This window comes from Methanoregula sp. (genome assembly GCF_003170075.1).
Classification (GTDB): Archaea; Halobacteriota; Methanomicrobia; order Methanomicrobiales; family Methanospirillaceae; genus Methanoregula.
Genome location: NZ_PMZU01000048.1, coordinates 1 through 26,127 on the forward strand (window position 1 = coordinate 1; position 26,127 = coordinate 26,127).

General features: G+C 54.7%; 25 protein-coding genes, 2 tRNA genes and 2 rRNA genes. 16 read left to right on the top strand and 13 right to left on the bottom strand.

The genetic code is table 11. From position 1 onward, the window contains the following. Positions 1-172 precede the first annotated feature (172 nt). Positions 173-1,300, bottom strand: a complete 1,128-nt coding sequence (locus QZN75_RS06030) for a putative sulfate/molybdate transporter (protein WP_292426090.1) — start codon at positions 1,298-1,300, stop codon at positions 173-175. Positions 1,301-1,689: 389 nt separating this feature from the next. Between QZN75_RS06030 and QZN75_RS06035 the strand changes: the two genes are divergently transcribed. Both QZN75_RS06035 and QZN75_RS06040 read left to right on the top strand, forming a co-directional pair. Beyond that, positions 1,690-1,875, top strand: coding sequence for a hypothetical protein (locus QZN75_RS06035; protein WP_292426092.1), 186 nt, complete (start codon positions 1,690-1,692; stop codon positions 1,873-1,875). A 93-nt stretch (positions 1,876-1,968) separates the two neighbouring features. After that, positions 1,969-2,757, top strand: coding sequence for an MBL fold metallo-hydrolase (locus QZN75_RS06040; RefSeq protein WP_292426094.1), 789 nt, complete (start codon positions 1,969-1,971; stop codon positions 2,755-2,757). A 167-nt stretch (positions 2,758-2,924) separates the two neighbouring features. Here QZN75_RS06040 and QZN75_RS06045 read toward each other — a convergent pair whose 3' ends face one another. Further along, positions 2,925-4,145, bottom strand: a complete 1,221-nt coding sequence (locus QZN75_RS06045; protein WP_292426097.1) for a hypothetical protein — start codon at positions 4,143-4,145, stop codon at positions 2,925-2,927. Positions 4,146-4,282: 137 nt separating this feature from the next. Between QZN75_RS06045 and QZN75_RS06050 the strand changes: the two genes are divergently transcribed. Then, the gene (locus QZN75_RS06050; protein ID WP_292426100.1) at positions 4,283-5,935 is read left to right on the top strand and encodes an ATP-dependent DNA ligase; all 1,653 of its coding nucleotides are present in this window, start codon (positions 4,283-4,285) and stop codon (positions 5,933-5,935) included. Positions 5,936-5,939: 4 nt separating this feature from the next. Here QZN75_RS06050 and QZN75_RS06055 read toward each other — a convergent pair whose 3' ends face one another. From QZN75_RS06055 to QZN75_RS06065, 3 genes are all read right to left on the bottom strand, one after another. Next, positions 5,940-7,082: a hypothetical protein gene (locus QZN75_RS06055; RefSeq protein ID WP_292426103.1), complete on the bottom strand. Its 1,143-nt coding sequence runs from the start codon at positions 7,080-7,082 to the stop codon at positions 5,940-5,942. A gap of 72 nt (positions 7,083-7,154) precedes the next feature. Beyond that, a complete protein-coding gene (locus QZN75_RS06060) occupies positions 7,155-7,433 on the bottom strand; it encodes a hypothetical protein (RefSeq protein ID WP_292426105.1) in 279 nt (92 codons plus the stop codon). Then, positions 7,433-8,566 (bottom strand): glycosyltransferase family protein, encoded by a 1,134-nt coding sequence (locus QZN75_RS06065; protein WP_292426107.1) that lies wholly within the window; start codon positions 8,564-8,566, stop codon positions 7,433-7,435. Before QZN75_RS06065 ends, QZN75_RS06060 begins: the two co-directional genes overlap by 1 nt. A gap of 226 nt (positions 8,567-8,792) precedes the next feature. Here QZN75_RS06065 and msrA point away from each other — a divergent pair, with 226 nt between their 5' ends. Beyond that, on the top strand, positions 8,793-9,275 hold the full coding sequence (gene msrA, locus QZN75_RS06070) for a peptide-methionine (S)-S-oxide reductase MsrA (protein ID WP_292426109.1): 483 nt from the start codon (positions 8,793-8,795) through the stop codon (positions 9,273-9,275). Positions 9,276-9,315: 40 nt separating this feature from the next. Here the strand turns inward: msrA and QZN75_RS06075 are convergent. Next, positions 9,316-9,389 (bottom strand) — tRNA-Val (locus QZN75_RS06075). Between the two features lie 161 nt (positions 9,390-9,550). Between QZN75_RS06075 and QZN75_RS06080 the strand changes: the two genes are divergently transcribed. After that, positions 9,551-9,871 carry a DUF4389 domain-containing protein gene (locus QZN75_RS06080; protein WP_292426112.1) on the top strand — a complete coding sequence of 107 codons (321 nt, stop codon included), beginning with the start codon at positions 9,551-9,553 and terminating at the stop codon, positions 9,869-9,871. Between the two features lie 78 nt (positions 9,872-9,949). Here the strand turns inward: QZN75_RS06080 and serA are convergent, their stop codons facing one another. Next, positions 9,950-11,554 (bottom strand): phosphoglycerate dehydrogenase, encoded by a 1,605-nt coding sequence (gene serA / locus QZN75_RS06085; RefSeq protein WP_292426115.1) that lies wholly within the window; start codon positions 11,552-11,554, stop codon positions 9,950-9,952. 145 nt (positions 11,555-11,699) lie between these two features. Here serA and ppsA point away from each other — a divergent pair, with 145 nt between their 5' ends. The 6 genes from ppsA (at position 11,700) to QZN75_RS06115 (ending at position 17,454) form a co-directional block, all read left to right on the top strand. After that, positions 11,700-13,985 carry a phosphoenolpyruvate synthase gene (ppsA, locus tag QZN75_RS06090; RefSeq protein ID WP_292426117.1) on the top strand — a complete coding sequence of 762 codons (2,286 nt, stop codon included), beginning with the start codon at positions 11,700-11,702 and terminating at the stop codon, positions 13,983-13,985. Continuing rightward, positions 13,975-15,072: a tyrosine decarboxylase MfnA gene (mfnA, locus tag QZN75_RS06095; RefSeq protein WP_292426119.1), complete on the top strand. Its 1,098-nt coding sequence runs from the start codon at positions 13,975-13,977 to the stop codon at positions 15,070-15,072. The genes ppsA and mfnA overlap by 11 nt, the downstream gene beginning before the upstream one ends. After that, the gene (hpt, locus tag QZN75_RS06100; protein ID WP_292426121.1) at positions 15,065-15,613 is read left to right on the top strand and encodes a hypoxanthine/guanine phosphoribosyltransferase; all 549 of its coding nucleotides are present in this window, start codon (positions 15,065-15,067) and stop codon (positions 15,611-15,613) included. Before mfnA ends, hpt begins: the two co-directional genes overlap by 8 nt. Continuing rightward, positions 15,591-16,544 (top strand): diphthamide biosynthesis enzyme Dph2, encoded by a 954-nt coding sequence (gene dph2, locus QZN75_RS06105; protein WP_292426123.1) that lies wholly within the window; start codon positions 15,591-15,593, stop codon positions 16,542-16,544. Before hpt ends, dph2 begins: the two co-directional genes overlap by 23 nt. Next, entirely contained in the window at positions 16,541-17,167 is a 627-nt protein-coding gene (locus QZN75_RS06110; RefSeq protein ID WP_292426126.1) for an METTL5 family protein, read from the top strand. Before dph2 ends, QZN75_RS06110 begins: the two co-directional genes overlap by 4 nt. 107 nt (positions 17,168-17,274) lie before the next feature. Continuing rightward, entirely contained in the window at positions 17,275-17,454 is a 180-nt protein-coding gene (locus QZN75_RS06115; protein ID WP_292426127.1) for a hypothetical protein, read from the top strand. A gap of 93 nt (positions 17,455-17,547) precedes the next feature. Here the strand turns inward: QZN75_RS06115 and QZN75_RS06120 are convergent, their stop codons facing one another. From QZN75_RS06120 to QZN75_RS06130, 3 genes are all read right to left on the bottom strand, one after another. Continuing rightward, positions 17,548-18,291 (bottom strand): TylF/MycF/NovP-related O-methyltransferase, encoded by a 744-nt coding sequence (locus tag QZN75_RS06120; protein WP_292426130.1) that lies wholly within the window; start codon positions 18,289-18,291, stop codon positions 17,548-17,550. A gap of 58 nt (positions 18,292-18,349) precedes the next feature. Next, positions 18,350-18,709: a hypothetical protein gene (locus tag QZN75_RS06125; RefSeq protein ID WP_292426132.1), complete on the bottom strand. Its 360-nt coding sequence runs from the start codon at positions 18,707-18,709 to the stop codon at positions 18,350-18,352. Between the two features lie 65 nt (positions 18,710-18,774). Continuing rightward, positions 18,775-19,230: a hypothetical protein gene (locus QZN75_RS06130; protein WP_292426134.1), complete on the bottom strand. Its 456-nt coding sequence runs from the start codon at positions 19,228-19,230 to the stop codon at positions 18,775-18,777. 329 nt (positions 19,231-19,559) lie between these two features. On the opposite strand from QZN75_RS06130, the gene QZN75_RS06135 reads away from it, so the two are divergent. The 5 genes from QZN75_RS06135 (at position 19,560) to QZN75_RS06155 (ending at position 24,311) form a co-directional block, all read left to right on the top strand. Then, entirely contained in the window at positions 19,560-20,192 is a 633-nt protein-coding gene (locus tag QZN75_RS06135) for a DUF2115 domain-containing protein (protein WP_292426137.1), read from the top strand. A 231-nt stretch (positions 20,193-20,423) separates the two neighbouring features. After that, entirely contained in the window at positions 20,424-20,873 is a 450-nt protein-coding gene (locus tag QZN75_RS06140; protein WP_292426140.1) for a hypothetical protein, read from the top strand. Beyond that, positions 20,870-22,006: a DUF6159 family protein gene (locus tag QZN75_RS06145; protein WP_292426142.1), complete on the top strand. Its 1,137-nt coding sequence runs from the start codon at positions 20,870-20,872 to the stop codon at positions 22,004-22,006. The genes QZN75_RS06140 and QZN75_RS06145 overlap by 4 nt, the downstream gene beginning before the upstream one ends. Positions 22,007-22,150: 144 nt before the next feature. After that, a complete protein-coding gene (locus QZN75_RS06150; RefSeq protein ID WP_292426144.1) occupies positions 22,151-23,125 on the top strand; it encodes a DUF6159 family protein in 975 nt (324 codons plus the stop codon). Positions 23,126-23,267: 142 nt separating this feature from the next. Further along, complete coding sequence (locus QZN75_RS06155) at positions 23,268-24,311, top strand: hypothetical protein (RefSeq protein WP_292426146.1); 1,044 nt, start codon at positions 23,268-23,270, stop codon at positions 24,309-24,311. A gap of 412 nt (positions 24,312-24,723) precedes the next feature. Here QZN75_RS06155 and rrf read toward each other — a convergent pair. From rrf to QZN75_RS06170, 3 genes are all read right to left on the bottom strand, one after another. Further along, positions 24,724-24,845 (bottom strand): 5S ribosomal RNA (gene rrf, locus QZN75_RS06160). A gap of 93 nt (positions 24,846-24,938) precedes the next feature. Further along, a tRNA-Cys gene (locus QZN75_RS06165) sits at positions 24,939-25,010 on the bottom strand. An 84-nt stretch (positions 25,011-25,094) separates the two neighbouring features. Further along, positions 25,095-26,127: ribosomal RNA gene (locus QZN75_RS06170) — 23S ribosomal RNA — on the bottom strand; the annotation flags it as partial.

A 26,127-nucleotide genomic window follows, 5' to 3' on the forward strand; every position in this document is an offset into this window, starting at 1 on the left:
AACAGCGACGAATGTTACTGCAAAGGCAACAGCAAACGGTATTGGAACCAACAACTAAATTCCCCCTTTTTTGGTCCTGTCCCAGAAGTGACAGTACTTTAAATGCTCCCGGTTCAACCTGCATTGAATTAAAGGGACATCACACCTCACATGTATTCCGTCAGATCAGAACCTATGCTGATGGTTCTTTGTGCACCGGCCTCTTTTTTATCCACCCGAGCAGGTATACAGCAACCATGCCGACAATAAATGCGATGGTCATGGACACGGCAAGGGCGAGCACCCCGATAAGGCCGGTGACGACAAGCGAGTCTGTCTTGAGGCTGTGTCGGCCCATCTCGAACCCGACAAATACAAGAAGCGCCCCGAGGACACCCACTGCAACGATGGAGAGTACCTCCGGTGAGGTAAAGAACAGGGCGAGGATAAGAAAGATCACACCGGCGATGATACTTGCCCCGCCGGTCCGTGCCCCGTAGCGGTACTGGCCGGCAAGCCCGCCGGCTCCGTGGCACATGGGAAATCCGCCGAAGGGAACCGAGGTGAGGTTCATAAGCCCGATAGTCGTCGAGAGCTTCTTGGGGGGCACGTCCTTTCCGAAGAGGTCTTTTGTCAAAAGGGAGGTCGCAAGGATCGCATTTGCGATGGTGAGCACAACCTGTGGCAGGACGAGGGTGGAAAGTGCGGACGGGAAATCCGTGGGAATTGGAACCACGAGCTGGGGCGCAGGGATCAGGCTGAGGGGGGGAATTCCATGCAGGATGATCCCGCCGATCACACCCACCGCGATGACGCAGATAGACGAGAGATCCGGGACCTTGCGGTAGTGGACAAGGAGAATGAACGCTACGATGACGGAGATACCGAGAACAAAAAAGAAGGAATCCCTGATCACAAAATCCACGGATGCCTTGAACAGGAGCAGGGCAAGTCCGAGCTGGATGCCCCGCACGACACTCTCCGGCACCCATTTCTCGATGACCGAAAAGCACCGGCCATAGCCGAGCACCAGAAAGAGCACACCGAGGATGAGGCCGGCGGCTGCAATCTCCCCGCTCCCGATCCCGCCGGCGATCACGATCACGGCGATCGCTTTCATTGGTTCGAGCGGAATGGGCAGCCGGTAATAGAGCCCGGTCAGGATAAACCATATCCCGAAAAAGAGAAGGATATATCGCGGGTTGACATCGGAGACCAGCGCGACGGCAAGAACAAGCGGGATGATCGTCCCGAAGTCCCCGAGCGATCCGGCAAACTCGGAGAGAGTGAAACGCAGGGGAATGGCTTGTTCGTCGGTCATGCTCTCACACGTCTGGGACTGTAGGATACTCTTCCTGTACAACGATACCAACGCTCTTGCCGTTAATGGTCTTTTCTCTATCCCCTACACAGGACAATTATCGAGACCTCTGCCGTCCACGTGACTACGGTGGCTCCCTGATTCAAAATCTATCTGTATCCTGCCGTAACAGTCAATGTGGTGCACCACGACTGACATGCTGACGGACCTGCTTATCGACATTGGCTTTGGGATTGCCATGTTCTCGATAGGGATTATCATCAGGCACCAGTTCCTGAAAACTGAACTACTCAAAAGCGCTTTATGGTGCTCGCCAAAGAATGTTCCAATGCCGACTCTGTAGTACCGATCGTGGATGAACTCGTGATGGAGACCTGATGGGATATTCGATGGTTGATATTACAAGTTATATCCTGATCGGCATCGCGTGCTTCTGTTTTGGCCTTATCGTGAGTTCCCGGATCGCCCCCATCCAGTACTGCCGGAAGCTAACGCTTCTTGTGCGACGCTCCATTTCAACGAAGACCATCGCGCTGGTGCTTGCGGAGTATGAAGCGATGAAAACGAGAAAATAACCCGGAATTTCTTTTTATCCCCATCCAGTACCCCGTCCCGGCGCGGGAAGGATGAAAGCAGGTTAATACAAAAAACGCCTATGGTAGGGTGACATGCGGTGCACGGTTCTTGCGAGCGGGAGCAAAGGTAACTGCACGTATATTACGGGCAGTGACGGTGCTATCCTCGTTGATGCCGGCCTGAGCGCAAAGGAGACTCTGCACCGGCTCACGCAGACCGGCTGCGCTCCCGATGCCATCCGTGCGATCATCGTTACCCACGAGCACGGGGATCATATGAGGGGTCTGGATGTGCTCGCAAGAAAACTGGAGTGCCCGGTCTATGCCACACGGGGCACGCTTGAGGATTTTCTCTGTCACCGGCGCACCTCGGATAAACCGCTCGCGACGCACGCCGTCCGGTACGATGATCCATTTGTGGCAGGCCGGTTTACGATCACCCCGTTTGCCACATCTCACGACGCGGCAGAGCCCTGCGGGTTCGTCATTGGGGAGAACGGGACACTGTTTGGGTACTGCACCGATACGGGCATTGTTACCCCCCACATGCTGGACCTGCTCAGGCGCTGCGACGGTCTCGTGCTCGAAAGCAATCACTGCCCGGAGATGCTTGCAAACGGGCCGTATCCCGAGTCCCTGAAACGGCGGATACGGTCCAGTCGGGGACACCTCTCAAACCCGGCTGCTGCCGCAGCGCTCAGGGTGCTCGGAAAAGATGTACCGCAGGTAATTCTCTCCCACTTGAGCGAGATCAACAATACGCCGGACCGTGCCCGGGCGAGCGCACGGGAGGGCCTCGGACTCTTCTTTGAAGAAAAGAGCCTGATCGTGGCGACTCAGGGGGGTTCGACTCCGGACTCACCCCAGGAAATCCGGTTGTAGTTCACGTATGGCCGAAACGCCTGTGAAAGAGATTCTTCAAGTTCCTTGAACCCGTAGGGTTTTCCGCTGCGATAAGGACCCGCAGCACGACTGCCATAGAGTGACCTCAGGTTGTCCCATAAAAACCGTTCTTCCTTCATCCAAACCTGTCGTCATATATCTTCCTATTATCGTGCCTTAATCTTGATCAGTTTTATACAGTACTGATCGATGGCATCAAACATCGCCTTCTTTGCACGCTTGACTTTTTTTGTGTCGTCAGACTGAAAATCGTGCGCCACGTACTCGAGCAACGTCACAAAATAATGCTGCGGGCCGAAGCGTTTTTTTATCTCGTCCATGCAGGCGGCAGCTTCAACCTGTTTATCGCACATCACCTCAAACGAGTAATCCAGCAGGGGAAGCGCCTGTGCCGGGATGTTCTTCTTAACAGCAAGTTTCCGGAACCGGAAATAGGTGTCCATGCGGCTCGTGATGATCGAGAGCTTGAGACCATAGTAGATCGGCTCGACATTATCGGGATACTGCTGGATCATCTGCTTGACAACCCCGGCAACGCCTCCGGCATCCCGGTTCTCGAGCTTGAGGGTGTAGAGCTCGCGCAGGAAGAACATATCGTTATAGAATCGCTCGATGGCAATATTGAGAAGTTCCTCTTTTATGTCGCGTTTCCCGTCGCGGGATGCCTTTTCGATCCCGATGCGGATAAACTCGCGCTCGCCGGGGAACCAGTCAATCACCTGCTTGATCATGAACCAGAAGATCTTATTGATCCGGGGGTCTTCGGCAATCCCAAGATCCTGGAGTCGGTTTATCGGAGGGTTGAGCCGGATGAGTTCTATCATCTGTTCCCGTGCGGCAAGCGACATCTCGTTGGGACGTTGGGATTCCCCTCTGCTTTCGACCGGGGTCTTTTGGGTGGAGAGGACGAAGTAGCAGTACGCGATCGCCGGGCAGATGATGGCATCCACGGACCGGTACTTCTTGAGTTGCTCGGCAGCCTCTGCATACTTCCCTGTGTTGATCATCTTCATGCCAAGCAGGATGTCATAGACTGCACGGCCCCGGTTCCCACGTTTGGCATGCAGAAAGTATTCGAAGAGTTTCTCGACAAATGGGATGTCATCGGATCGCTTTGACTTTTCGAGTACAGCAAAGGCCATCGCGTCGATGAAATGGTCATAGAACTCGTTACTGAGGTCGGGGAGTGTTTTGTCAAGGGACGTCATGACATGGCCGATAAAAACCGGGATGTTGGTATCGATCTTTTCGATGTTGACGTCGATGTAGTCGATAAACTCCTTTTTAAGGTGTTCCAGTCTCAACCGGATAACTGCCTCTGGCTGCCACTCGTCACCCATAGGGACAATCCACGACCTGCACTGCATGAACTATCGGCAGGTCATTAAAAATACTTTTACATTTACTACCGGAACAAAAAATCATTCGAACGGGAAAACCGCAGTTTCCGGCGATACAGTAAAATGTTAATGCTCCGGTCGCCAACTCACAAAGCAGAAACGTCATGCTTTTTCTGGAGTTCTCCCGGTGCTGCGAAGAGATTGAGGGCATCTCCGGACGCCTCGACATGATCGATGTGATAAGCCGGGTCCTGCCCGGGCTTTCACCCGGGGAACTCCCGGTCTTTGTCCGGTTTATCATGGGAAGGATCTTTCCTGACTGGAGTGCGCAGAAACTCGGGATCGGCCCGAACCTGCTCTACGAAGCCGTGGGTTACGTCGCCGGGATAAAAAAGGACGCGGTGATAGAGAAAATCAACAAAACCGGGGACGTTGGAAGGGCCGTAGAAGAACTCCTTTCAAAAAAATCGCAGATCTCGTTATCCCATCAGGATCTCGAAATTGTCGAGGTTTACAACAAACTCATCAGCATAGCGGCCCGTGGCGGGGCAGCCTCCCAGAAAGAGAAAATGCGTACGGTCATGCTGCTGTTCGGTGACGCCAGCCCACTCGAAGGGCGGTACCTCGCCCGGATCATGCTCGAAGAACTCCGTATCGGGATCGGGGAGGGGAGTGTCCGCGAGGCGATCGCAAAAGCCTTCTCGGTCGATCCAGCCCTCGTTGAGCACGCAATGCAGGCCATCAACGATCTGGGCGAAGTGGCACGTCTCGCACGGATCGGGCCGGACGCCCTTCGCGATGTCCACATCACGCTCTTCCACCCGGTGCGGATGATGCTTGCCCAGCAGGGCTCGATCGCCGGTATGGTGCAGGAGCACGGCGAGGTGGCAGCGGAGTTCAAGTACGACGGGTCGCGGTTCCAGTTCCACAAACAGGGGGATACCGGCAAGATGTACTCCCGGAGGCTCGAAGACGTCAGCGGGGCGCTTCCCGACGTGATCGGACTCCTGCAGGGTTCGACCACCCACGATGTGATCCTCGACGGAGAGGTAATTGCGATCAAAGACGGCAAACCCATGCCGTTCCAGTCAGTGCTCCGCCGGTTCCGGCGCCGGCATGATATTGCCGAGGCACAGGAGGAGATCATGATGGTGCCCAATGTCTTTGATATTCTCTATCTTGACGGAAAGACCCTGATTGACCTCCCGTTTCTGGAGCGCCGGAAGGTTCTTGTGGAGGTGGTCAGGAAGTACGTGGCGCCGCAGGTGGTAAGTGCCGATCCGCAGGTGATCGAGGACACCTACAACCGTGCGCTTGCCGCCGGCCACGAGGGAATCATGATCAAGGTACTTGATTCGCCCTACACCCCGGGCCAGCGGGGAAAGAACTGGATCAAGATCAAACCCGAGGTGGATACGCTCGACCTTGCTGTCATCGGGGCGGAGTGGGGTGAGGGGAAACGTGCCCATGTCTTTGGCTCGTTTCTTCTGGCCTGCCAGGACCAGGGAAAACTCGTCCCCCTCTCTCGGGTCGCCACCGGTTTTTCCGACGATCAACTGACCGAGGTATACGAGCTCCTCAAGGATACGGTGATCTCAAGCGCTGGTAAAGAGGTGCGGTTCGAGCCGGGACTGGTCTTTGAGGTAGGATATGCCGAACTTCAGGTCAGTCCGACGTACGGGGCCGGGTTTGCCCTCCGGTTCCCCCGGTTCATCAGGCTCAGGGACGACAAGGACACAACCGAGATCGAGACGCTTGACAGCATAAAAGACCGGTACCAGCGGCAGTCCAAGTCGGCGCAGGCATACACGGCATAATGGATCAGAACGAAAAGAGGGTCCGCTGCGTGCGCATCTCGGGGATGAGCGTGCTGTGCTGCTGCCAGTAATCAAACCCGATCCGTGCGGAGGCCACGGCAACTGCGTCGTCCAGCGACTCACAGAAAGCCGGGGGAGATTCCATCGCCTTGCGGGCCGCCTCCCGGATCACCCAGGTCCCGAGCGGCGCCCAGTAATCACTGGAGATATGGCGCAGCACGATCACCCGTGCCGAGTGGCGGATGCCCTTGAGGTACTCGCACACGGCAAGCCGTGCCGAGTAATAGGCACCTGAAATCGGGGAATATCCCTGTTTTTTCATCGCTTCCCGGTCCTCGACGATCACTTCCGTATCCCCGGCCCAGAGCGTGCGGCGGCCCCAGATCTCGATCATCTCGTACCTCCAGTCCCCCGGCGCAAGGATGCAAACGATCCGGTTCCCGAAGATCTCCCCGGAAAAGACACGGCATTCATCAAGGGTCGGGAACCGTGCGATCTCTTTTTTGAGCGCGGTGGAGAGAGTGTCGTCAACCGCAGTGATCGCCCAGCGGGTGGGAACAAAATGCCGGCGTTTCCCGAGAAGCCCTGCGGTCATGAGCTTTGTGATCTCATAGACATCACTTCCACCTTTACTGAGTTCAACGCAGGCATCGGTGGCCCGGATATCCACGTCCGACGTGATCCTGTCAACAACCCGCCCCACCAGGGCGCTGCCGATGACGTCAAGGTTCCGGACAGCCCCGGAAAATCCCACCGGGGCGACCGTCCCATCAAAGGTTATCGCAAATGTGACGGGTTTTTCAAACGCCACGTCCACATCGAGAGGACGGGACGAAAGGGCGATCTCCTGGAGGTTGCCGGTAAACCGCTGGAGGGGGGATTTCCCGCGGATCGTCCGTGCCCGTATACCGACAATATCCTCGATCCCGAGATTCCGGCCCAGCCAGTCCGGGGGATGATCGCTGTCGTTTATCATGAGAGGGCCGCCCTGGATATCCGGGTACCCGAAACTGCCGACAAAGACCGACGGGGCGCTGCCCTGGTAACTGGCAGAGGGTTTCACATCAGCCTGTGCGCGGAACCTGCTGGTGATGGGGCACCGGGCGAGGCCGCACAATCCTTTCCCCTTGCACCGGATGCACTGCATCAGACGCCTCCTCCCGGCTCCGCGCTGCCATCCCCGTTCCCCGGCTGCCGCAGGGGATGGACAGATGATGTATCAGCGCAGGATATTCGTTGCCCTGACAACGTGGCTCTCCTCGTCGAAGAACGAGATCCGCCAGCCTGCATCGAACCGTGCCCCGCACTCTGGGCATATTAGGATCACCCGGTAGAGAGCCCCGGTGGATTTCACCGGGCTCTCCTTCCCGTCTTTTCCGGCGTTCACGCTGACAAAGGACATATGGAACCCGTATTCGTACCCGCAGGCCGGGCACGTGTGCAGTTCCTCGCCCGGTTTTATAGGTTTGATCTCCGCAGAAATGCCCACGTCTATCACTACTCACCGGTAGGGGGAGGGGAAGACTTAATCTTTCCTTTTGCCGCACCAACCGCCTCGATGATCGCCACGGCATTCTTCCTGCCGTTTACCGTCGCGTGCTCCCTACCAAACAGGCAAGGGGGAAGCGCCAGTGTTTCGGCGATCTTTTGTTCGAGGACCTCTTTAGTCACGGTCCGGCCGTCCACGGCCGTACCTGCACCCATATCAACGATCTTCTTTGCATTGTTCTGCTGCTCTGGATGACCCGGGTCCATGATGATGAGGACTGGCTTATTAAAGAGCAGGGCCTCGTGCAAGGTGGTGAGCCCCCCGTGCACGATGGCAATACGCGCTTTTGCGAGGTGTTCGTACAGATTGGGCACGTACCCGTGGGAGAGGTAATTCTCTGATGATTCAGGAAGTATGGCTCCGGTATAGAACACATCGAAGATCAGATCCTTTCTCTCATCGGCAATCTTCCGAAGCAGTTGGTAGAGCGGAAGCTTGTACGGCTCTCCCCCGAAACTGGTAAAAATCGTCTCCTTTGAAAAAGGATACCGGGAGAGATCAACATCAAGGAACGGGCCGGTAAAATGATACTTCCTCCGTTCGTGTTCCGGGATGAACAGATTATACTCGCTTACCGTATCCGGAGGGGCATAATCCGGGACGATCACTGTGTCAGCCAGACACAGGTATCTCCGGATTAAAAAATTGAGGATTATCCAGACCGGATTTTTCTTGCCCCCGGGGCCGCTGAACCGGTTCTGGTTAGTGATAAAAATGACTGGGACCCTCCGAAACCGTGCCGCGAGGACACCGCCGTACATTGTATCGCAGATCACACAGTCGATCCGGTGCTCCATGATCAGCCGGCGGACACGCAGCGCGGAGCGGGCCAGGTTGAGAGCGATCCATTTCGAGCACAAGATGGTCTTTTTTAAGGAGAAAAACCCGTTCTCCCCTTCAAGGCAGACCTCACGCTCCCCACGGGAGACGTTGATGCACCCGTGGTCATGGAAAAAATCATAAGATTTCCCGTATGCAAGAAAACTGACCAAATGTCCGTGCTGCTCAAGGTAATGACCGAGATGGATGCACCGGGACGAGTGCCCCAGACCTTCGCCGCACACGACAAACAGTATCCGCATTTTTTGTTTCCTCGCTCAAGAGGGCGCCTGCCGTAACGGCATCAAAGCCACGGGATCCCTGTCAATCATGACCCCAGGAGGATCCGCCATTACGCACCTACACCACAGTTTCGCAGAGGATCGTGTGTTGTTATCGATTATGATGGTTGCCGTAACGGTGAAAGCCTCGCTTTGCACAAATCTTAACAGGTACGCGAAAAAAGGATCTCTCTTGAGGAGGAGTGAAATGGGTGAGCCTAAAACCGCCACATTCGGAGCCGGCTGTTTCTGGGGTGTCGAAGCGGCGTTCCGGAACGTACCCGGGGTAATGGCAACAGAAGTGGGATACGCGGGGGGCACCACGACAAATCCCCGGTACGAAGAGGTCTGTACGGGGCGGACCGGGCATGCGGAGGTAGCACGGCTCCTCTACGATCCTGATGTGGTCACGTACGGGGATCTGCTCGCGCACTTCTGGTCGATCCACGATCCGACAGAGAAAGACCGGCAGGGGCCCGACATCGGGACGAATTACCGCTCAGTCATCTTTTACCATGATCCAGAGCAGAAGCGGATCGCTATCCGATCAAAGGAAGAACTCGACAGATCCGGCCGGTTTACAAAGCCGGTCGTTACCGAGATTATCCCTGCCACCGTGTTCTGGCGGGCCGAGGAATATCACCAGCAGTATCATGAGAAGCATGGCGGGGCGGTATGCGGACGCAGATGAACGGAAACAAAAAACAGGAAAACTATGAAAAATAAAAGAATGGGCCCGCTGAGATTCGAACTCAGGACCTCCGCCATGTCAAGGCGACGTCATAGCCAACTAGACCACGAGCCCGCGTCGGTCTGATGCTCTATAACATCTGTTATCCTATTATTAAAAAATAGTGTACACGTGTTCAGATCCGCGCAGCCTTCTCCTCCCAGACCCGGATCGGGGCGCACAAAAGAACGGTCAGTTTATCACTCCCAACCTCAAAAAAAGGGATCTGGTATATCATGACCGATGGAACAACCCCTGCACCTACCCAGCTCTTCACGTATGTACATGAATCAAGCCGTATTGAACTGCTCATTCGTATTGTCTACTGGATCCTGATCGCCATCGTTGCATTCGTGTACGGCATTATCGCCACGATCTGCCTCATTATTCAGTGGTTCCACATCCTGATCTTTGCCACCCGGCACGAAGGGCTTTCCGACTTTGCCAAAGGGTATCTCGAATACATGGTATATGTAATGAGTTACACGTATATCATGAACGACAAGCGCCCCAACATCATGCCGGTCAAGATCAAGGTGTTCGAAGAAGAAGCGTAACCGACAACCCAGTTTTTCTTTTTTGGTCGGGCACAGCACAGCTTCGAGGCCAAAGCCAGAAAAACGTATAAAAATGATTTAGATCTTCTTCGTTGAGATTCTGGCAAACTTCGCGGAGAAGATGCCCGGCATCGAACGGATCTCCTTCATTACGTCTTCAGGCACCTCGCTGTCCACATTTAAGACCATGAGCGCCTCTTCGCCAGGATTGATCCGGCCGACCTGCATGCCGGCGATGTTGATGTTACACTTCCCAAGAATTGTGGATGCCCTGCCAATCACGCCCGGCTTGTCTAAGTGGCGGGAGACAATCACGTACCCCTCGGGGATCAGGTCCATTGTATACTTGTCGACCGAAACAATCCGGCTGCGGCCTTTTGCAAACACCGCACCGCTCACGGTCATCTCGGTTTTGTCGGTCTTTACCTTGATCGTGATCAGGTTCTTAAAGCCATGGGACTCCTCGGTCACGGTCTCGCTCACCGCGATACCGCGCTCCTTTGCGACAAACTCGGCATTGACGATATTGACCGGCGTCTGGAGGATCGGGTCGAGCAGCCCTTTAAGGACAAGACGGGTCACAAACTTCATGCTTCCCGCGTACGCGGAGAGCTCGCCGCCATAGATACACTCGACCGATGCGAGCCGCCCTTCGACCGTCTGGATCGCAAACCGGCCCATCTTCTCGGCTAGTTCCGCAAACGGCTCGAGCACCTCGGCCTGCTCTGACGGGACCATCGGTGCGTTCACCACATACTTCGCGGACCCGCCATTCAGAACCTCAATGCACTGTTTTGCAACCGAGATCGCTACGTTCTTCTGCGCTTCAACCGTGCTCGCCCCGAGATGCGGGGTCACGATCACCTTGTCAAGAGTAAGGAGCGGCGACTCCAGCGGCGGCTCGGTCTCAAAAACATCGAGTGCGGCGCCGGCCACCTTACCGCTCTGGATCGCATCGTAGAGTGCTTTTTCGTCAATGATGCCGCCGCGTGCGCAGTTGATGATCCGCACACCGTCTTTCATCGTTGCAATGCTCTGGGCGTTGACGACGTGTTTTGTCTCCTTTATAAGCGGCGTGTGCACCGTAATCACGTCGGCTACCTTGAAGAGTTCCTCAAGTGACATGACCTTGACGCCGAGCTGAGCCGCACGCTCCTTGGAGATGAACGGGTCGTAGGCGACGCACTTCATATCCATCGCGTTTGCCCTTTTAGCCACCTCACGGCCGATCCGGCCAAATCCGACGATCCCCAGTATCTTCTCGTTGAGCTCGACACCCATGAACTTCGAGCGCTTCCACTCCTTCTTTTTCAGGCTCGCGGTCGCCTGCGGGATGTTCCGTGCGAGCGCGAGCATCATCGCCATCGTGTGCTCAGTTGCCGCAAGGGTGTTTCCCTCGGGGGCATTCGCCACGATGACTCCCTGACGGGTCGCCGCGTCCACATCCACGTTATCCACGCCGACACCGGCACGCCCGATAAATTTCAACCGTTTCCCGGCCCCGATCACTTTTGCGGTCACTTCGGTGCCGCTCCGCACTATCAGGGCATCATATTCACCGATGACCCCGCAGAGCTCGTCCTCTTTTAAGCCGGTTTTGACGTCAACGTCGCACGCTCCCCGGAGGATCGAAAGCCCCTCTTCCGCCAGCGGATCGCTGACGAGCACTCTCGCGTTTGCCATAAAAACCCATACAATATCTGCACGATACTTAATCAGGGTTATTCTTACCCATGCAAAAAATGGCCCAACCGGGGCGTCCGTGAAGGCTTACCGGCAGATGATAATACTTAAACAGGGGGGAGGTGAGATCATAAGTGGTGCGAGCATGAAAGAAGTGCCCAATATTCTATGGCTCGAAGAGATCAGGAAGGAGGATATCTCGTCGGTCGGCGGCAAGGGAGCGTCCCTTGGCGAGATGGCTTCGATCGGCCTTCCGGTGCCCCCGGCGTTTGTGGTCACCGCCCAGGCATTCCGGAGGTTTCTTGTCGAGACCGGCCTTGACCAGAAGATCTTCAAGGTCTCAGACAATCTGGATGTAGAGAATAATGCGGCTCTTGAAAAGGCCGCCGATACCATAAAGGCGCTGGTGATGAAGGCAAAGATGCCGGCGGCGATAAAAGACGACATCAAAGCCTCGTACAAAAAGATGTCGCAAAAAGATATGATCGTCGCCGTGCGGTCGAGCGCTACGGCTGAAGACCTCCCCGATGCAAGTTTTGCCGGCCAGCAGGAAACCTATCTCAATATCAAGGGTGAGGCGGCGCTCCTTTCGGCAGCCCAGAACTGCTGGGCGTCGCTTTACGGGGCACGGGCGATCTATTACCGGGCAAAGCAGGGATTCGAAGAAAGCACGGTTAACATCGCGGTCGTCATCCAGCAGCTGGTGCACTCGGAGAAGGCGGGGGTCATGTTCACCTCCCACCCGATCAGCGGCGAACCGACCACGATCATCGAGGGCTCGTGGGGCCTTGGCGAAGCGGTCGTATCTGGCTCGGTCTCTCCCGATCACTACGTTTTTGACCAGCGGACAGAGTCCATCGCAGAAAAGACGATTGCAAACAAGAATGTAGAGATCGTTCCTGACGGATCCCACGGTACTAAACTGGTTGCTGTTGACGCAGCACGGCAGGATGCGCAGGTGCTCTCCGATGCTGAGGTGGCCAAGCTTGCCATGTACGGCAAGATCGCCGAGAACCATTACGGGGTTCCGCAGGACGTTGAATGGGGCATTGTTGCCGGGACGATCTATATCCTCCAGTCCCGGCCGATCACAACCATTGGTAAGAATGAGGCAAAGGGCATGTCTGGACAGAACAAGGATGCAAAGATTCTCTTGAAAGGTCAGGGAGCGGCGCCGGGTACCGCGACCGGTAAAGTGGTCATCATCCGGGATGCAAAGGATACGGGAGCAGTAAAAGAGGGCGATATCCTCGTCACCCGTATGACCAACCCGGACATGGTGCCGGCGATGAAAAAAGTTGCCGCCATAGTGACCGATGAAGGCGGCATGACGTGCCACGCTGCGATCGTGAGCAGAGAACTGGGCACCCCTGCGGTGGTTGGCACAAAGACGGGGACCCAGCAGCTCAAGAACGGGCAGCTCGTCACTGTCGACGGTGAGATGGGTTTTGTCTACGAAGGCGCGTTCGGCGGTGCAGCGCAGGCAAAGACCACCGGAACCGCACCTGTGGTTGTCGGCAGCGCACCGATGATCACGGCGACAAGCGTGAAAGTCAATGTTTCGATCCCTGAGGCAGCGGCCCGGGCAGCAGCAACCGGCGCAGATGGTGTCGGTCTCCTCAGGATCGAGCACCTGATCCTCGGACTCAACAAGACGCCCGGCTGGTATATTTCCAACCATAAAGAAGAGGAGTTTGTCAAGGAACTCTACGACGGCATCAAGATCGTGCTCGATGCATTCCCGGGAAAAACCGTCTGGGTGCGGACGCTCGATGCCCCCACAGACGAGTTCCGGAATATGGCGGGTGGCGAGAACGAACCCATGGAGCACAACCCGATGCTCGGCTGGCGCGGGATCCGCCGCGACCTCCAGAGCCCGGACCAGTTCCGGCTTCAGGTAGAGGCGTTCAAGCGCCTCTGGAAAGCCGGATACGAACACCTTGGTGTCATGTTCCCGATGGTCTCCCACCCCGACCAGTTCATCAAGGCAAAACAGATGATGGCAGGATGGGGCGTCGATGTGGAGAACGCGACCCTCGGCATCATGATCGAGATCCCCTCAAGCGCTATTATGATCGAGGACTTCCTTCAGGCAGGCATCAAATTTGCATCCTTTGGAACAAACGATCTCATCCAGTACACGCTCGCCATCGACCGGAACAACGAGAACGTGGCTGACATGTACAACCCCCAGCACCCGGCGGTGCTCTCGCTGATCCACAGTTCAATCCAGAAGTGCCGCGAGTACGGGGTCGAATGCTCGATCTGCGGGCAGGCCGGCTCCGACCCGAAGATGGCTGTCTGGCTCGTGGAACATGGGATCACCAGCATCTCTGCAAATATCGATGCCATTGCAAAGATCCGCGAGGCTGTTGCCCGCACCGAGAAACGCATCATCCTTGAAGCTGCGAGAAACGGCGATGCTGAATAAAGGGCTCACAGAAGACGATCTCTTCTCTTTTTTATCCTCGAAAAAACAGGAGGATATCGACCATTCGTATATCTTAAGCTCCATGTGCACGCTCCCGCACACTGTAGCAATAAAAGCGCACGACATGTTTATAGATACGAACCTCGGCGACCCCGGGCTCTTTCCCGGGACAGCAGCGCTTGAGCGTCTGCTCATCGAACGCTTCGGCACGCTCTTCCACAAGAAGGATGCCGGGGGGTATGCGACATCGGGGGGCACCGAGTCCAACATCCAGGCGCTCCGGCTCGCTAAAGCCCTCCGGCACACGGCCCGCCCGAATGTGGTCGTCCCCGAGTCCGCCCACTTCTCGTTCAAGAAGGCCTGTGATATCCTCTGCCTTGAGATGCGGAGCGTACCACTTGGATCCGACAACCGGATGCTGGCCGACAAGGCATCAGAGCTCATCGATAAAAATACGATCGCGATGGTCGGCGTCGCCGGCACCACGGAGTACGGGATGGTCGACCCGATCGACGACCTTGCAAAGATCGCATGCCAGCACGACATCTTCCTCCACGTGGACGCGGCGTTTGGCGGTATGGTGATCCCCTTTCTTGATAAACCCATACCTTTTGATTTTGCCCTGCCCGGCGTGACGACCATTGCCGTAGACCCGCACAAGATGGGCATGAGCACGATACCGGCCGGGTGCCTCTTAACCCGTGAACCGGACATGCTCGACGCGCTCAACATCGAAACCCCTTACCTCACGGTGAAAAAAGAATATACACTTGCCGGTACTAGGCCAGGCGCCCCGGTGGCGGGAGCCCTTGCGGTGCTTGACTACCTTGGCTCCGAAGGCATGAAGGCAGTTGTCGCCGGCTGCATGAAAAACACAAAACGCCTCATTGCCGGTATGGGGACGTTCGGCATTGAGCCAGCTGCCACCCCGGATGTGAATGTTGCAACATTTGTCTGCGATAAGGTCCCGGCGCCATGGAAAGTCTCATGGACGCGGAACGGCCACCTGCGGATCGTCTGCATGCCGCACGTGACCAGCGACCGTATCGAGGCGTTCCTTTCAGATTTTGGTGATATGCATGCTTGACAAGCTGGTAGAATCCCTTGAAACCTGCCCGATGGTGAAAAGGGGCGATTACAACTACTTCATCCACCCGATCACTGACGGCGTCCCGCTCGTTGAACCCGTCCTGCTCCGCGACGTGTGCAGCGCGATGATAAAAGTGCTCGACTTAAACAATGTCGACAAGATCGTAGTCGTTGAAGCAATGGGCATCCACATCGGTGCTGTGCTCTCGGTGATGACCGATATCCCCATGACGGTCATGCGCAAGCGGGAGTACAAGCTCCCCTGCGAGGTGCCTGTCCACCAGAAGACCGGCTACTCGAAAGGGGAACTATATCTCAACGGCGTGTACAAAGGTGACCGGGTCGTGATCATCGATGATGTGGTAAGCACAGGCGGCACGATGCGGGCGCTCCTTGCGGCACTTGAGATCGCGGGTGCGGAAGTAAAAGATGTCTGCATCGTGATCCAGCGCGGCGATCCCGATATCGGGCGGCCGTACAAGTCGCTCGTGAAGATCGTTGTCAACGACCGGGTGCATGTGGTTGAACGGCACATCTGACCTGATTGAGAAACTCAAAAAACGCGGGGTGCACAAGGTTGCCCTCCAGTTCCCCGAGGGGCTTAAAAGGCAGGCGGCACCGGTTGCCACCGACCTGAAAGATGCAGGATTCAAGGTGATCATAAGCGGCGATCCCTGCTACGGCGCCTGCGACCTTGCGCTCGATACACTGGCATACGGGGATGCGGATGCGCTCGTGCATTTCGGGCACGCACCCGTGGACGAGCGAGAGAATGTTATTTTCGAGCCGTGGACGGTGGATTTCGACATACCTATCCTTGAAAAAGCCCTGCCCCTGCTCAAAGAAAAGACCGTCGGCCTTGTCACCACGGTCCAGCACGCCCCGCTCATTCCGGCCATGGAAACATATCTTTTCTCGCACGGTCATGAGTGCCGGGTCGCAGATGGCACGGGACGTACCCCTCTCCGGGGGCAGGTGCTTGGGTGCAGTTTTGCAGCGGCAAAATCGACCGGGGCTGGCGAGATCCTCTTTGTCGGCACCGGCCTTTTCCACCCGATCGGGATTGCCCTTGTGACAAAAGCCCGGGTGATCGCGCTCGACCCTCTCACCGGTACCGCACAGGAAGTCAGCGCTGATGCGCTCCTGCGTCGGAGGTTCGCCATCATGGAGAAAGCCCGGGGGGCACAGCATATCGGGATCATCGTAAGCACGAAAAGCGGCCAGCAACGCCGGGCGCTCGCGGAACGGCTCGCGGCGCTTTCACCCGGGGCAGTCATCGTCACGATGCGGGAGGTGAACCCGGACGAACTGCTTAACCTCGGGTTTGACTGCTACGTGAACACGGCCTGCCCCCGGCTTGCCTACGACGACCAGGTTCGGTTCAAAAAACCCGTTCTCTCCCCGCAGGAGTTCGAGATCCTCTGTGGCGTGCGGACGTGGGACGACTACACGATTGATGAGATCACATGAAACTCAGGCAACTGGAGATGGCATTGCAGCGCTGTGCCGGTTTTGAAAAACCACGGGCCGCATGGGAACAGTACCAGACCCCGGCCACCCTTGCTGCCCGGCTCCTCTATGACGCGTACATGAATGGCGACATCAAGGGAAAAAGGGTCTGCGACCTCGGGTGCGGGACCGGAATCCTTGCCATCGGGGCCGCACTGCTCGGTGCAAAAACGGTACGGGCCGTCGATCTCGATCCAAAAGCCGTCCGTACGGCAGGGGAAAATGCCGCGCTCCTCCATGCAGACGTAGAATTTGTCGTGGCCGACATTGACGGGGCAGATGCCGGCGGCCTTGCTGATCGGATTGGTCCCTGCGACACCGTGGTCATGAATCCACCCTTTGGTGCCCAGAAACAGAAGGTGCATGCCGACCGGCCGTTCATCGACTGCGCCCTTACCATCGCACCGGTCACCTACGGCATCTTTAACACCGGTTCGACACCCTTTGTGGAGGCCTACATCAAGGGAAGGGGCCGGGTTGCCGGACGGGTCAGCGGCACGTTTCCTATAAAACGGTCGTTTGCCTTCCACACAAAGGATGTACAGGAGATCGAGGTCGAGATCCTCAGGCTGGTACGGAACTAAATCTGCCAGTTCATCTCAACCGGGAAAACCTGCCATCGCAGGACAATATAAGTCGGCAAATCCTTATAAGGTCGGATTTAGAGAGATTGTAGCGGAGATTCTAAATTATGGACAAGACTGGAATTGCTGCACTGATTGTTGGTATTGTACTGCTGGTACTGGGGGCCTATGCGATCTGGGCGTTCCTGCCTGAAGTGATTAAGGCTGTCGAGGGCCTCATCGGCATTGTCGTGCTCCTTGCAGGACTCATGCTCATCATCTTCGGGATCCTGATCTTCAAGGAATAATTCTTTTTTACGCCAGTAATTTTATGGTAAACGGCTTAACCGGTGTGACGGATCATCCGGGAAGGTTTAAAAAAAGGGTACTGCTTCGTGCAGTTATACTTTCACGACAATGCACTGCGAGGCTGCAGTCTCAACCACCGGCTCGGGCTTGTCGGCAAAATACTCATCCACGGCTTTCCGGACACCTGGCACCGTGAGATAGTCATGGGAGAGGATGACACCGCCCGGGCTCATGCGGGGATAGAAAAATTCGAGGCATTTCTTCGTGCTCTCATAGGTATCTACGTCAAGGTTGACAAGCGAGAAATGCTTGTCTTTTATCGGGTCCGATGTGTCAGGGAAGATACCTTTGTACAGGAAGACGTTTTTCTCCTGCGCAAGATAGGCCTTTACGTTATCATAGGACGCAGCAAATTTTCCCTCGTAAAACGGCCAGACCTGATCAACGTCGTCAACTTTTGGCAGGCCGGCAAACGTATCGAAGAGGTAGAGGGCCCGATCGCCCTTGGCCGAACAGATGATCTTAGCCGAACCGCCCTTGTACACGCCCACTTCAGCGATGTCGCCGGGCACCTTCCGGGTGATCTTTGACGCCATATAGATGTGGTAGGCCTCGATATCCTCAAGGAGCAACTCGGTATCGGACCGGATTTTTCTGAGCTGCGAGGCAAATTGTTTGCGCTCGGCACAGCCGTAGTGAGAGAGTCGTCCCCGGTTTGCGATATCGTACCCCATAAACGGCTCAAAAATAGCCAGTTTTCTGAATTTGACAAGGTATTTGCTGGGAACTATCGTGTCAAAATAACAGATGAGATTTTTCTTGGGAAACAGACTCATGTCCATTAATTTTGGTCATGCCGGGATTTATAGTATTGAGATACGCCGGTGGATTCTGCTACCTTCTCCGGTGCCGGGTCGAAAAGTATGCCAGCAGGACTGCCACACCAAGGAGCACCAGCCCCGCGATTGCAGATGAAAGGATCACAAGACCGGCCGCGTAGGCGACCAGCACGGAGATGAGCCCGGGCACCTTCCCGTTCCGGTACGCCCCGATGACAGACCAGATCAGAAGCAGGGTGGGCAGGATCAGGAGAAGAGCGCGGAGTGTAGGATCCGGAGAGACCGTAGTGACGGCCGAGCCAAGAGCGGCGATGAGAACCCCTTCAGGATTGATTCCAATAGCAGTCCAGAGTCCGGAGAGAAAACCAAGCCCGATGACAAACTGCCAGATAAAGCGTCTGAATTTTTTTGCCATGCAAATAATCCTGCGGGATAATACGCGGGGAAACCCGGCCTGTGTTCCTGCCGACGAGGGGTATCTTATAAGGGACGGCCCTGAGACCGTTCCACCGGATCGATATCCACGTCAAACTCTTCCAGAAACGGCATCAGTCCCGTGACAAACGGCGCGGTGCTGCCGGTTGCGGGATCGTGCATTTCGCCAACAGCCACGATCTCAATCATAAGAGGAAACTCCTTGAGCGTGCGGGAAAATGAGGGGTCGTTTTCTTTCGTGAACCCGAGAAAACGATCAACCCTGACATACGGGCGCTCATACTCGGGGACATCCCGATACTCCGCCAGTACCTCAGCGAGCGTGCGGGTGGTGGCAAGTTTCTTTTCGAAAAACAGGTAGATCCCGATCCCGTAATCGCGGCCGATCGCGTCCAGATTGCGGATGTCGATCATCCTGCCGCGTTCGACCCCAATCGATGCCAGTTTTTCCGGGAGAGTGGCGCCACAAAGCGCGTTCCGGGCGGCGTCGGTATCGTTCATAGAAAAGGGTGGGGTGCGGTTGGTTGTATAGGTATTGCCTCGCGGTCAGCAATTTCTGTTTCAGGGACGTGTCCCGGGCTGGATGAAAGGGGCATGGTTCGCTTTTCAACAGGCATAATGGGTGGGAGGTCATACCGGAGGTACGTGAACATCGGTGCAAACAGGGATGGCCTAAGTTATTATCACCGTGACCGGGCATACCCATACCTCGCTACCCGCTATTGCGACAACGGATGCAATCAGACCAACGACTGCCGCGTTTGAGCATGATAATATGTGACCGGCTCCCACGGTACCATGATTATGTTTCTTAACAGGCCGGATATACCGTGACTGAACAGGACCTACCCCGAGAAAAAGAGCGGATCGCACATATCGCACGCGAGCTCGCAGCTGCAGCTACGAAAGGTGAACTGGGGGAGATTGTCGCACGGGAAATCAGCAGGTACTCTCTTGCCGATCTCCAGATGATCGGAGGCCATCTCTACACCGAAGTGGACTGCCTGCCCGAACCCTACCGCGGCCGGGTCCGTCCGTTCTTTTCTGATCAGCTCTTCGGAGCCCACCATCAGCTCCTCCTGATGTACCGGTCAGGTGCATTCCGGCAGGCAGATGAACCGATCCGGGATCGCGAGACCTTCGAAAAGTTCTGCGCGATGATCCCGGATGGCTGCTTTACCTGGGACGAACAGGCAGAGAGAACGCCATTTCATTATATTCCGCGGCACCGGCTTTTCTACTACCTGATAGCAGCCTTTACAATGTTTGTGCTTGACAAGCCCGGACACCCGGTCGGGATGCCGTTCCCGGGCGGATTTGCCGTTGAAGACCGGGACGGGACGTATTACTGCCTCATCCGGGACCGGGAAAAAGAGGTGTTCTTTTCCATCTGTAATTTCTGCCCGGCCCGGCAGAGCGAGGAGAATGCACCGGGGAAATATGCGGGAAATTTCACCCAATAATGGAACAAAGCCCGGATTTTCTCTGATCCGGGCTGGAAAACCCGGTAATTGCGTGGTATCTTCACGCGGACCGGCCGGATTTGGCAATAGACCATTGGAATCACATCGGTGAAGAAATTACGGTACCTCCGGTTACGCCCATCGATACTGCATTTAATATCTGGGTTCATAGGAACGCAAATAAGAGGGGTTAACGAACATTTTATATTGTAAACATCCATACATTTACATATGTTCCTTCCCATGAACGATAAACAGTTCGGGTTCTGGAAGATGCGGCGCAGCGGGATGTCCAACGTCTCCATCGCAGACCATATCGGGATAACGAGGCAGGGCGTTTCACAGGCGCTCCTCGCTATGGACGAGAAGATCGAGGCCTCGCTGCGGGAGATGGCTCAGGCAAACCGGATCCAGATTGAAAAGATCGATGTAAAGCGGGGTGTCCTGTTCGGGAAATCGATCCCGTTCCAGACCAATGCCTATATCTTCGTCTCGGAGAAGCATGGCCTGCAGGTCTGGTACGAGCATGACGGCGATTGTATTTCCTGCGACGAATTCACGAAATGCATCGAGTTCATCTGGGACTTCGCAGCCGAGCTGGGGATAAAACTCGAAAAGACCCAGGACCCGACAAAAATGGCAGAGGAACTGCTTGCAAAGATCCGGGGGGATCAGGAATGACCCGCGTATCTGAAATTACCGAACACTGGTTCGGCCTGTGCCGGAAAGCACCCGTCTTCCATACCCTGCAGACGAATACGGACATCGGGTTCAAGCCCGTTTGCGAAGGGCAGTCTGGCGGCAGTGGCAGCGGATCGGGATCCATTCACCGGGGAATCGGAGCAGCCATCTCGGGGATGAGGACACTGAACCGGAACCGGCAACTCCTCTGGTTTACACTCCTTGCCGGGCTGGTGCTGGCTGGAAACATCATTGCCCAAGGGGGACTCAGCTACATCACCTGGACCATGGCACCGTATATAGGTGAATCCGAATGGGTTGTCCTGAACTTTATAATCGAGTTTTTTACACTGTTCTTACTCGTGTTCCTTCTCGTGGGCCTTGTACTGAGCATCTCGTCAAAAAAAGTTGGTCATGCGTCGTTCTTTGAAGGACTTACAGGAGCAAAAAAATACATAAATGCAATCGTTATGTGGTCTGGTGTTCTGGCACTTGCAGGAATGCTGCTCTTCAGTATCTACTTTTATTCTCACGATTGGTTGCCGCGTAATAACCAGTTCCCCCAGATCCTTGGAACCCTCTTTGGATCCATCCTCAACCCGCTTGTGGAATTCCCCTTCAACCCGGCGCTCACGCCGTGGACCTTTTTTGACCCCTCACGCGTTGGAGGAATCGCACTGACATCCTGGATATATCCATTCGGGATATCGCAGACCCTGGTCTTTTCAGAGATTAATCTGCTCCTGCTTATCCTGTCCCCGTTTGTCGTGCCCATTATCGCTCTCGAACAGAAGACCCTCCGGGAGGCAGTCGTCGGTTCGTTTGCCATGATAAAAAAGAACTGGGATGAGGCAGCTGCCTGCGCCCTCTTCCTCGGGGTTATCGTATCCGGTGTGTTCCTTACGTATCTGCTCATCCAGGCTGCATCCGGGATGGGCACACCAGACGGGGTTGTCACGATTCAACCGGCAAATACATGGATTACTCTTGCTCTCGTGTATGATTGTGCACTGTCCTGTTTTGCGATGGTAATGGCAACGGTCGGGGGGATTGCCGCTCTGGACCTCTACACATCGGCAAAAAGCAGGCAGATCGCCGAAAAAACCAGTGAACCAAGTGGGGTTGTGATCTAAATGCGCCTTATTTCCGTAATTACCGACCAGTGGCTGGGGTTGTGCCGGAAACCACCGGCAGTTCATGCCCTACAGAGGGGTACCGGTTTTTCCTCTGAATCCTCCTATGAGGGACTCCCGGATGGAGGGGGTGGCGGATCGGGAATGATCCGGCGGGGAATTGGATCTGCATTCTCAGGGATGAGGACACTGAACCGGAACCGGCGGCTCCTCTGGTTTACGCTCGTTGCCGGGCTTGTGCTCGCGGGAAATGCCATCGGTGAGGGGGCACTCTGGTACATCAACAGGAACATCCAACCGGATATAATCCTATTATATGTCCAGGACTTTTTGCTCGGGTTTGCCACACTGTTCTGTCTCGTGTTCCTTCTCGCGGGCCTTGTCCTTGGCATCTCATCAAAAAGAGATGCCCCGGCATCGTTCTTTACGGGGCTTTGTGAGGCAAAAAAATACGTAAAAACCCTTATTGTATGGTCTTTTGTCTTGGTGCTCGCGGTCATGCTGCTTGACAGGATTTACGTTTATCTAACCATGTTGTTCCCGCATGAGCTCGCGTTTCTCTATACCTTAGGGGACGGTTTTTTTGTCAGCACGATCACCCAGTTCCCCTTCAACTGGACACTCGACTGGAACATGTTAACCGAGATTCCGGGCTACGGGGGACGATCGCTGCTGTTACTGGTGTACCCATTCGGGTTCCTGGAGACCCTGCATTTTTTGGCGATCATCCTTGTCCTGTTTGTTCTGACCCCGTTTGTCGTGCCCTTGATCGTTCTTGAGAAAAAGTCCCTGACCGAAGCAGTCGCGGGATCGTTTGCACTGCTGAAAAAGACCTGGGCCGGGGTAGTTACCTGCGCCCTCTTCCTTGGGGTTATCATAACCGGTGTGTTCCTTACGCACCTGCTCATCCAGGCTGCATCCGGGATAGTAGATCCTTACCAGACGGTCATCTTCCATCCCCCCGGCATGTGGATTGCGTTTGCCCTCCTCTATAATATTGCACTTTTAATCGTTGCATTTGTCGTGGCAACGATCGGAGGGATCGCAGTACGGGATCTTTACATCTCTGCAAAGACCCGGCAGATGCCCGGATCTGCCGGAATGGACCCTCTCCATTAATTTTTCTGACCATCCCCTGGTAATTATACTGAGGTAAAAATGGTACCGGCAAATAACGCCGGATCGCTTCAGTCCCCGGGAAATTGCAACTGCAAAACAGGATCAGAATGCATTTATATTGTAAATATAAATATATTTACGTATGTCAAAGCCAGTCAGTAAAAAATCATTTGAGTTCTGGAAGATTCTCCTGTTACTTATCCTGGCATGTGCAGCAGTCCTGGTACTTCCCGTAGCGGCAGCAGATAAACCGGTTGTCACGATTGTCGCGCAGGGATCCGGAGCGTACTACCTGGGAGAAGAAGCAGTTTTTTCCGGTATGAATACGGATACGGGTTCCACGTACCTGTACATAACCGGACCCAACCTTCCGGATAATGGAGGAAAGTTAACATCGCCGTCCCAGAAATCCGTCAGCGGAAATCCCGGCTCATTCACGGTTGTAAAAACAAACGAAGATAAAACATGGGACTATCCCTGGTATACATCCGGGCTCAGGCTGGATGCCGGATCGTATACCGTTTATGCAACAAGCGAGCCGAAGACAGCAGACCAGTTTGCAGGAACACCCTATGGTACGACCAGCATAATAATTAAAAAGCCGTACATATCCGCAAATATCTCCTCTTTGAACGTTGTAAAGGGGCAACCATTTACAGTGACCGGAATTGCGGAAGGAATTCCTCCGGAGGTCCAGATCTGGATTATTGGCAATAACTACGAGTTCATGACAAAAACTCCGGTCAATCCGGATGCGTCATTTACCTTTACCGTCACAGAAGCGATGTCAGGGAATCTCCCGGCAGGACAATATTACCTCATTGCCCAGCACCCGATGGCAGATAACCAGTTCGACATTGTTGTCAGCGGTGATTATGTCCGCAACCTGAAACTCAACAACGGCACGAACCTCTTCAGGATCAACGGCCCGGGAAGCCTGCAGGGGAGCGATGCGGCAGATGCACTCATCACCGCACTCAGCGATCAGGAGGCACATGATAGCACGTTAACCAATGACACGTATACCATAATCCCGTTCCAAGTCACGGATGCCGGGACTCCCCTGGCAACAGCTGCTACAACCGCGCCGGTACAGCAGACGACCCCGCAGCACGCCCCGCTCCAGTACGCTCTGCTTGGGGCAATTGTCGTGGTAGCGGGGATTATCATCTGGAAGAGGCAGTGAGATCATATTTGAACGGATGACTTGGTCATCCTTTTTTTATACATGTCAGGTGAGGCCTGTGGATCCTTGGCAGTATCTAAAAAAACGATATGGTAACATCGGTTCACAGGTGGGTGCATTTGCTCTTTAATGGTATATTATAAGATGACCGCGTAAGAGATGACCTTCTAATAAGGAAGGCAATTGCAGTTTGGCATACTACCTGGTTCGGGATAAGGCCAAGTGTTTCCTAAACAGCTGTAACCCAACTACGACGTGGTTTATGTTTTATTGAGATTCTTTGAAATCTCTTTGACATGTCATACAGGCCATGAACCTGACGTTGTCCAAAGATATGACAAATGACGGAATTTTAACAAGAGCATTCGCTCTTTAGTGTCACATTACAAGAAGACCGTGTAAGAAGGAAAGGTGATAGCAGCTTGGTATAGTTCCCGAGGACTCGCGTACCTCAGTACAATATACTACGTGAGTTGGCTTAACTGCTGGGTTCGGAATGAGACCAGGTGTTTCCCAACTGCTATGGCCGCTATCACCACATGATTTGCTTTGATTTTTTGTTTGCAGCCGAAGAACTAGATGCTGTTCTTCGTCAGACCGGTTTTCCATTGCTAAAAAACCGGTCCAAGCCAAGGTCCGGAGTTGAACCGGATTGTAGCTGATCTGCAGTCAGCCGCGTGGCCGCTCCGCCACCTTGGCGACCGTGTACTATGATATCTTATCCCGTATGTCAGGATAAGATATAAGGTTTGCACTCAGAATTTCGTCTGGGTTTAGCGTGGTGAGCACTAGTGTTTGGACGTTAGTACTTCCGGACTGAACACGTCGTTGCCTTCGTGCGTACATCCGAAGCCTATCAAACGGGTCTTTTACCCATGTCCTGTAACGAAGTCTCTTTTTAGGCTGAGTTTCAAGCTTAGATGCTTTCAGCTTTTATCTCTTGGCGCGTGGCTGCTCGGCACTGCCTTGTCAGACAACCGATCGACTAGAGGCGCCGAATGAAAGTTCCTCTCGTACTATTTCATTCTTACCTTCAGACTTCTAACACTCCTGATAGATAGTAACCGACCTGTCTCACGACGGTCTAAACCCAGCTCACGATCCCCTTTAATAGGCGAACAACCTCACCCTTGGCTGCTGCTGCACAGCCAGGATGGAAAGAACCGACATCGAGGTAGCAAGCCGCCGGGTCGATATGTGCTCTTGCCGGCGACGACTCTGTTATCCCCGGGGTAGCTTTTCTGTAGTCAATAAGCCTCACCAAAAGGCTATATTGGTTCGTTAGACCCGAGTTTCCTCTCGCGATTATTTGCTTTGCATAATCGCGTCAGGCCAACTTATGCTCTTGACACTCTTCTGTGAGTTTCTGACTCACATGAGTTGACCTTGGGGCACCCTTGATATTTTTTCGAGGGTGTGGCGCCCCACCCAAACTGCCCACCTACCGGTGTCCTCGTTAGAGTGAGAACTACAACAAAACTAGGATGGTGTCTCATCAACGGCTCCCCAGCACCCTAAAGTACTGGATATAACGCCTCCCATCTACACTGCGCAAGAATTATCGTAATTCAACGACAGGCTGCAGTAAAGCTCCACGGGGTCTTCACTTCCCATCAGGAGTCCCTAGTCTCTGCACTAGGACAAAAGGTTCAACGGATATGTGTTAGGGACAGTATCGCACTCATTAATCCATTCATGCAAGTCGCCAATTAAGCGACAAGGTACTACGCTACCTTAAGAGGGTCATAGTTACCCCCGCCGTTTACGAGTCCTTCGTCCGGTTGAACCCGGTTTTCAGATACTCGCACTGGGCAGG

Excerpts from the sequence above, each read along its gene's own strand:
- QZN75_RS06050 (WP_292426100.1), top strand. The coding sequence starts at position 4,283 with ATGCTTTTTCTGGAGTTCTCCCGGTGCTGCGAAGAGATTGAGGGCATC.
- QZN75_RS06110 (WP_292426126.1), top strand. The coding sequence starts at position 16,541 with ATGAAACTCAGGCAACTGGAGATGGCATTGCAGCGCTGTGCCGGTTTT.
- mfnA (WP_292426119.1), top strand. The coding sequence starts at position 13,975 with ATGCTGAATAAAGGGCTCACAGAAGACGATCTCTTCTCTTTTTTATCC.
- ppsA (WP_292426117.1), top strand. The coding sequence starts at position 11,700 with ATGAAAGAAGTGCCCAATATTCTATGGCTCGAAGAGATCAGGAAGGAG.
- QZN75_RS06115 (WP_292426127.1), top strand. The coding sequence starts at position 17,275 with ATGGACAAGACTGGAATTGCTGCACTGATTGTTGGTATTGTACTGCTG.
- hpt (WP_292426121.1), top strand. The coding sequence starts at position 15,065 with ATGCTTGACAAGCTGGTAGAATCCCTTGAAACCTGCCCGATGGTGAAA.
- QZN75_RS06035 (WP_292426092.1), top strand. The coding sequence starts at position 1,690 with ATGGTTGATATTACAAGTTATATCCTGATCGGCATCGCGTGCTTCTGT.
- QZN75_RS06125 (WP_292426132.1), bottom strand. The coding sequence starts at position 18,709 with ATGGCAAAAAAATTCAGACGCTTTATCTGGCAGTTTGTCATCGGGCTT.
- QZN75_RS06155 (WP_292426146.1), top strand. The coding sequence starts at position 23,268 with ATGTCAAAGCCAGTCAGTAAAAAATCATTTGAGTTCTGGAAGATTCTC.
- QZN75_RS06055 (WP_292426103.1), bottom strand. The coding sequence starts at position 7,082 with ATGCAGTGCATCCGGTGCAAGGGGAAAGGATTGTGCGGCCTCGCCCGG.
- QZN75_RS06080 (WP_292426112.1), top strand. The coding sequence starts at position 9,551 with ATGACCGATGGAACAACCCCTGCACCTACCCAGCTCTTCACGTATGTA.
- QZN75_RS06150 (WP_292426144.1), top strand. The coding sequence starts at position 22,151 with ATGATCCGGCGGGGAATTGGATCTGCATTCTCAGGGATGAGGACACTG.
- QZN75_RS06040 (WP_292426094.1), top strand. The coding sequence starts at position 1,969 with ATGCGGTGCACGGTTCTTGCGAGCGGGAGCAAAGGTAACTGCACGTAT.
- serA (WP_292426115.1), bottom strand. The coding sequence starts at position 11,554 with ATGGCAAACGCGAGAGTGCTCGTCAGCGATCCGCTGGCGGAAGAGGGG.
- QZN75_RS06065 (WP_292426107.1), bottom strand. The coding sequence starts at position 8,566 with ATGCGGATACTGTTTGTCGTGTGCGGCGAAGGTCTGGGGCACTCGTCC.
- QZN75_RS06140 (WP_292426140.1), top strand. The coding sequence starts at position 20,424 with ATGTTCCTTCCCATGAACGATAAACAGTTCGGGTTCTGGAAGATGCGG.
- QZN75_RS06045 (WP_292426097.1), bottom strand. The coding sequence starts at position 4,145 with ATGCAGTGCAGGTCGTGGATTGTCCCTATGGGTGACGAGTGGCAGCCA.
- QZN75_RS06120 (WP_292426130.1), bottom strand. The coding sequence starts at position 18,291 with ATGAGTCTGTTTCCCAAGAAAAATCTCATCTGTTATTTTGACACGATA.
- QZN75_RS06145 (WP_292426142.1), top strand. The coding sequence starts at position 20,870 with ATGACCCGCGTATCTGAAATTACCGAACACTGGTTCGGCCTGTGCCGG.
- dph2 (WP_292426123.1), top strand. The coding sequence starts at position 15,591 with ATGTGGTTGAACGGCACATCTGACCTGATTGAGAAACTCAAAAAACGC.
- QZN75_RS06130 (WP_292426134.1), bottom strand. The coding sequence starts at position 19,230 with ATGAACGATACCGACGCCGCCCGGAACGCGCTTTGTGGCGCCACTCTC.
- QZN75_RS06030 (WP_292426090.1), bottom strand. The coding sequence starts at position 1,300 with ATGACCGACGAACAAGCCATTCCCCTGCGTTTCACTCTCTCCGAGTTT.
- msrA (WP_292426109.1), top strand. The coding sequence starts at position 8,793 with ATGGGTGAGCCTAAAACCGCCACATTCGGAGCCGGCTGTTTCTGGGGT.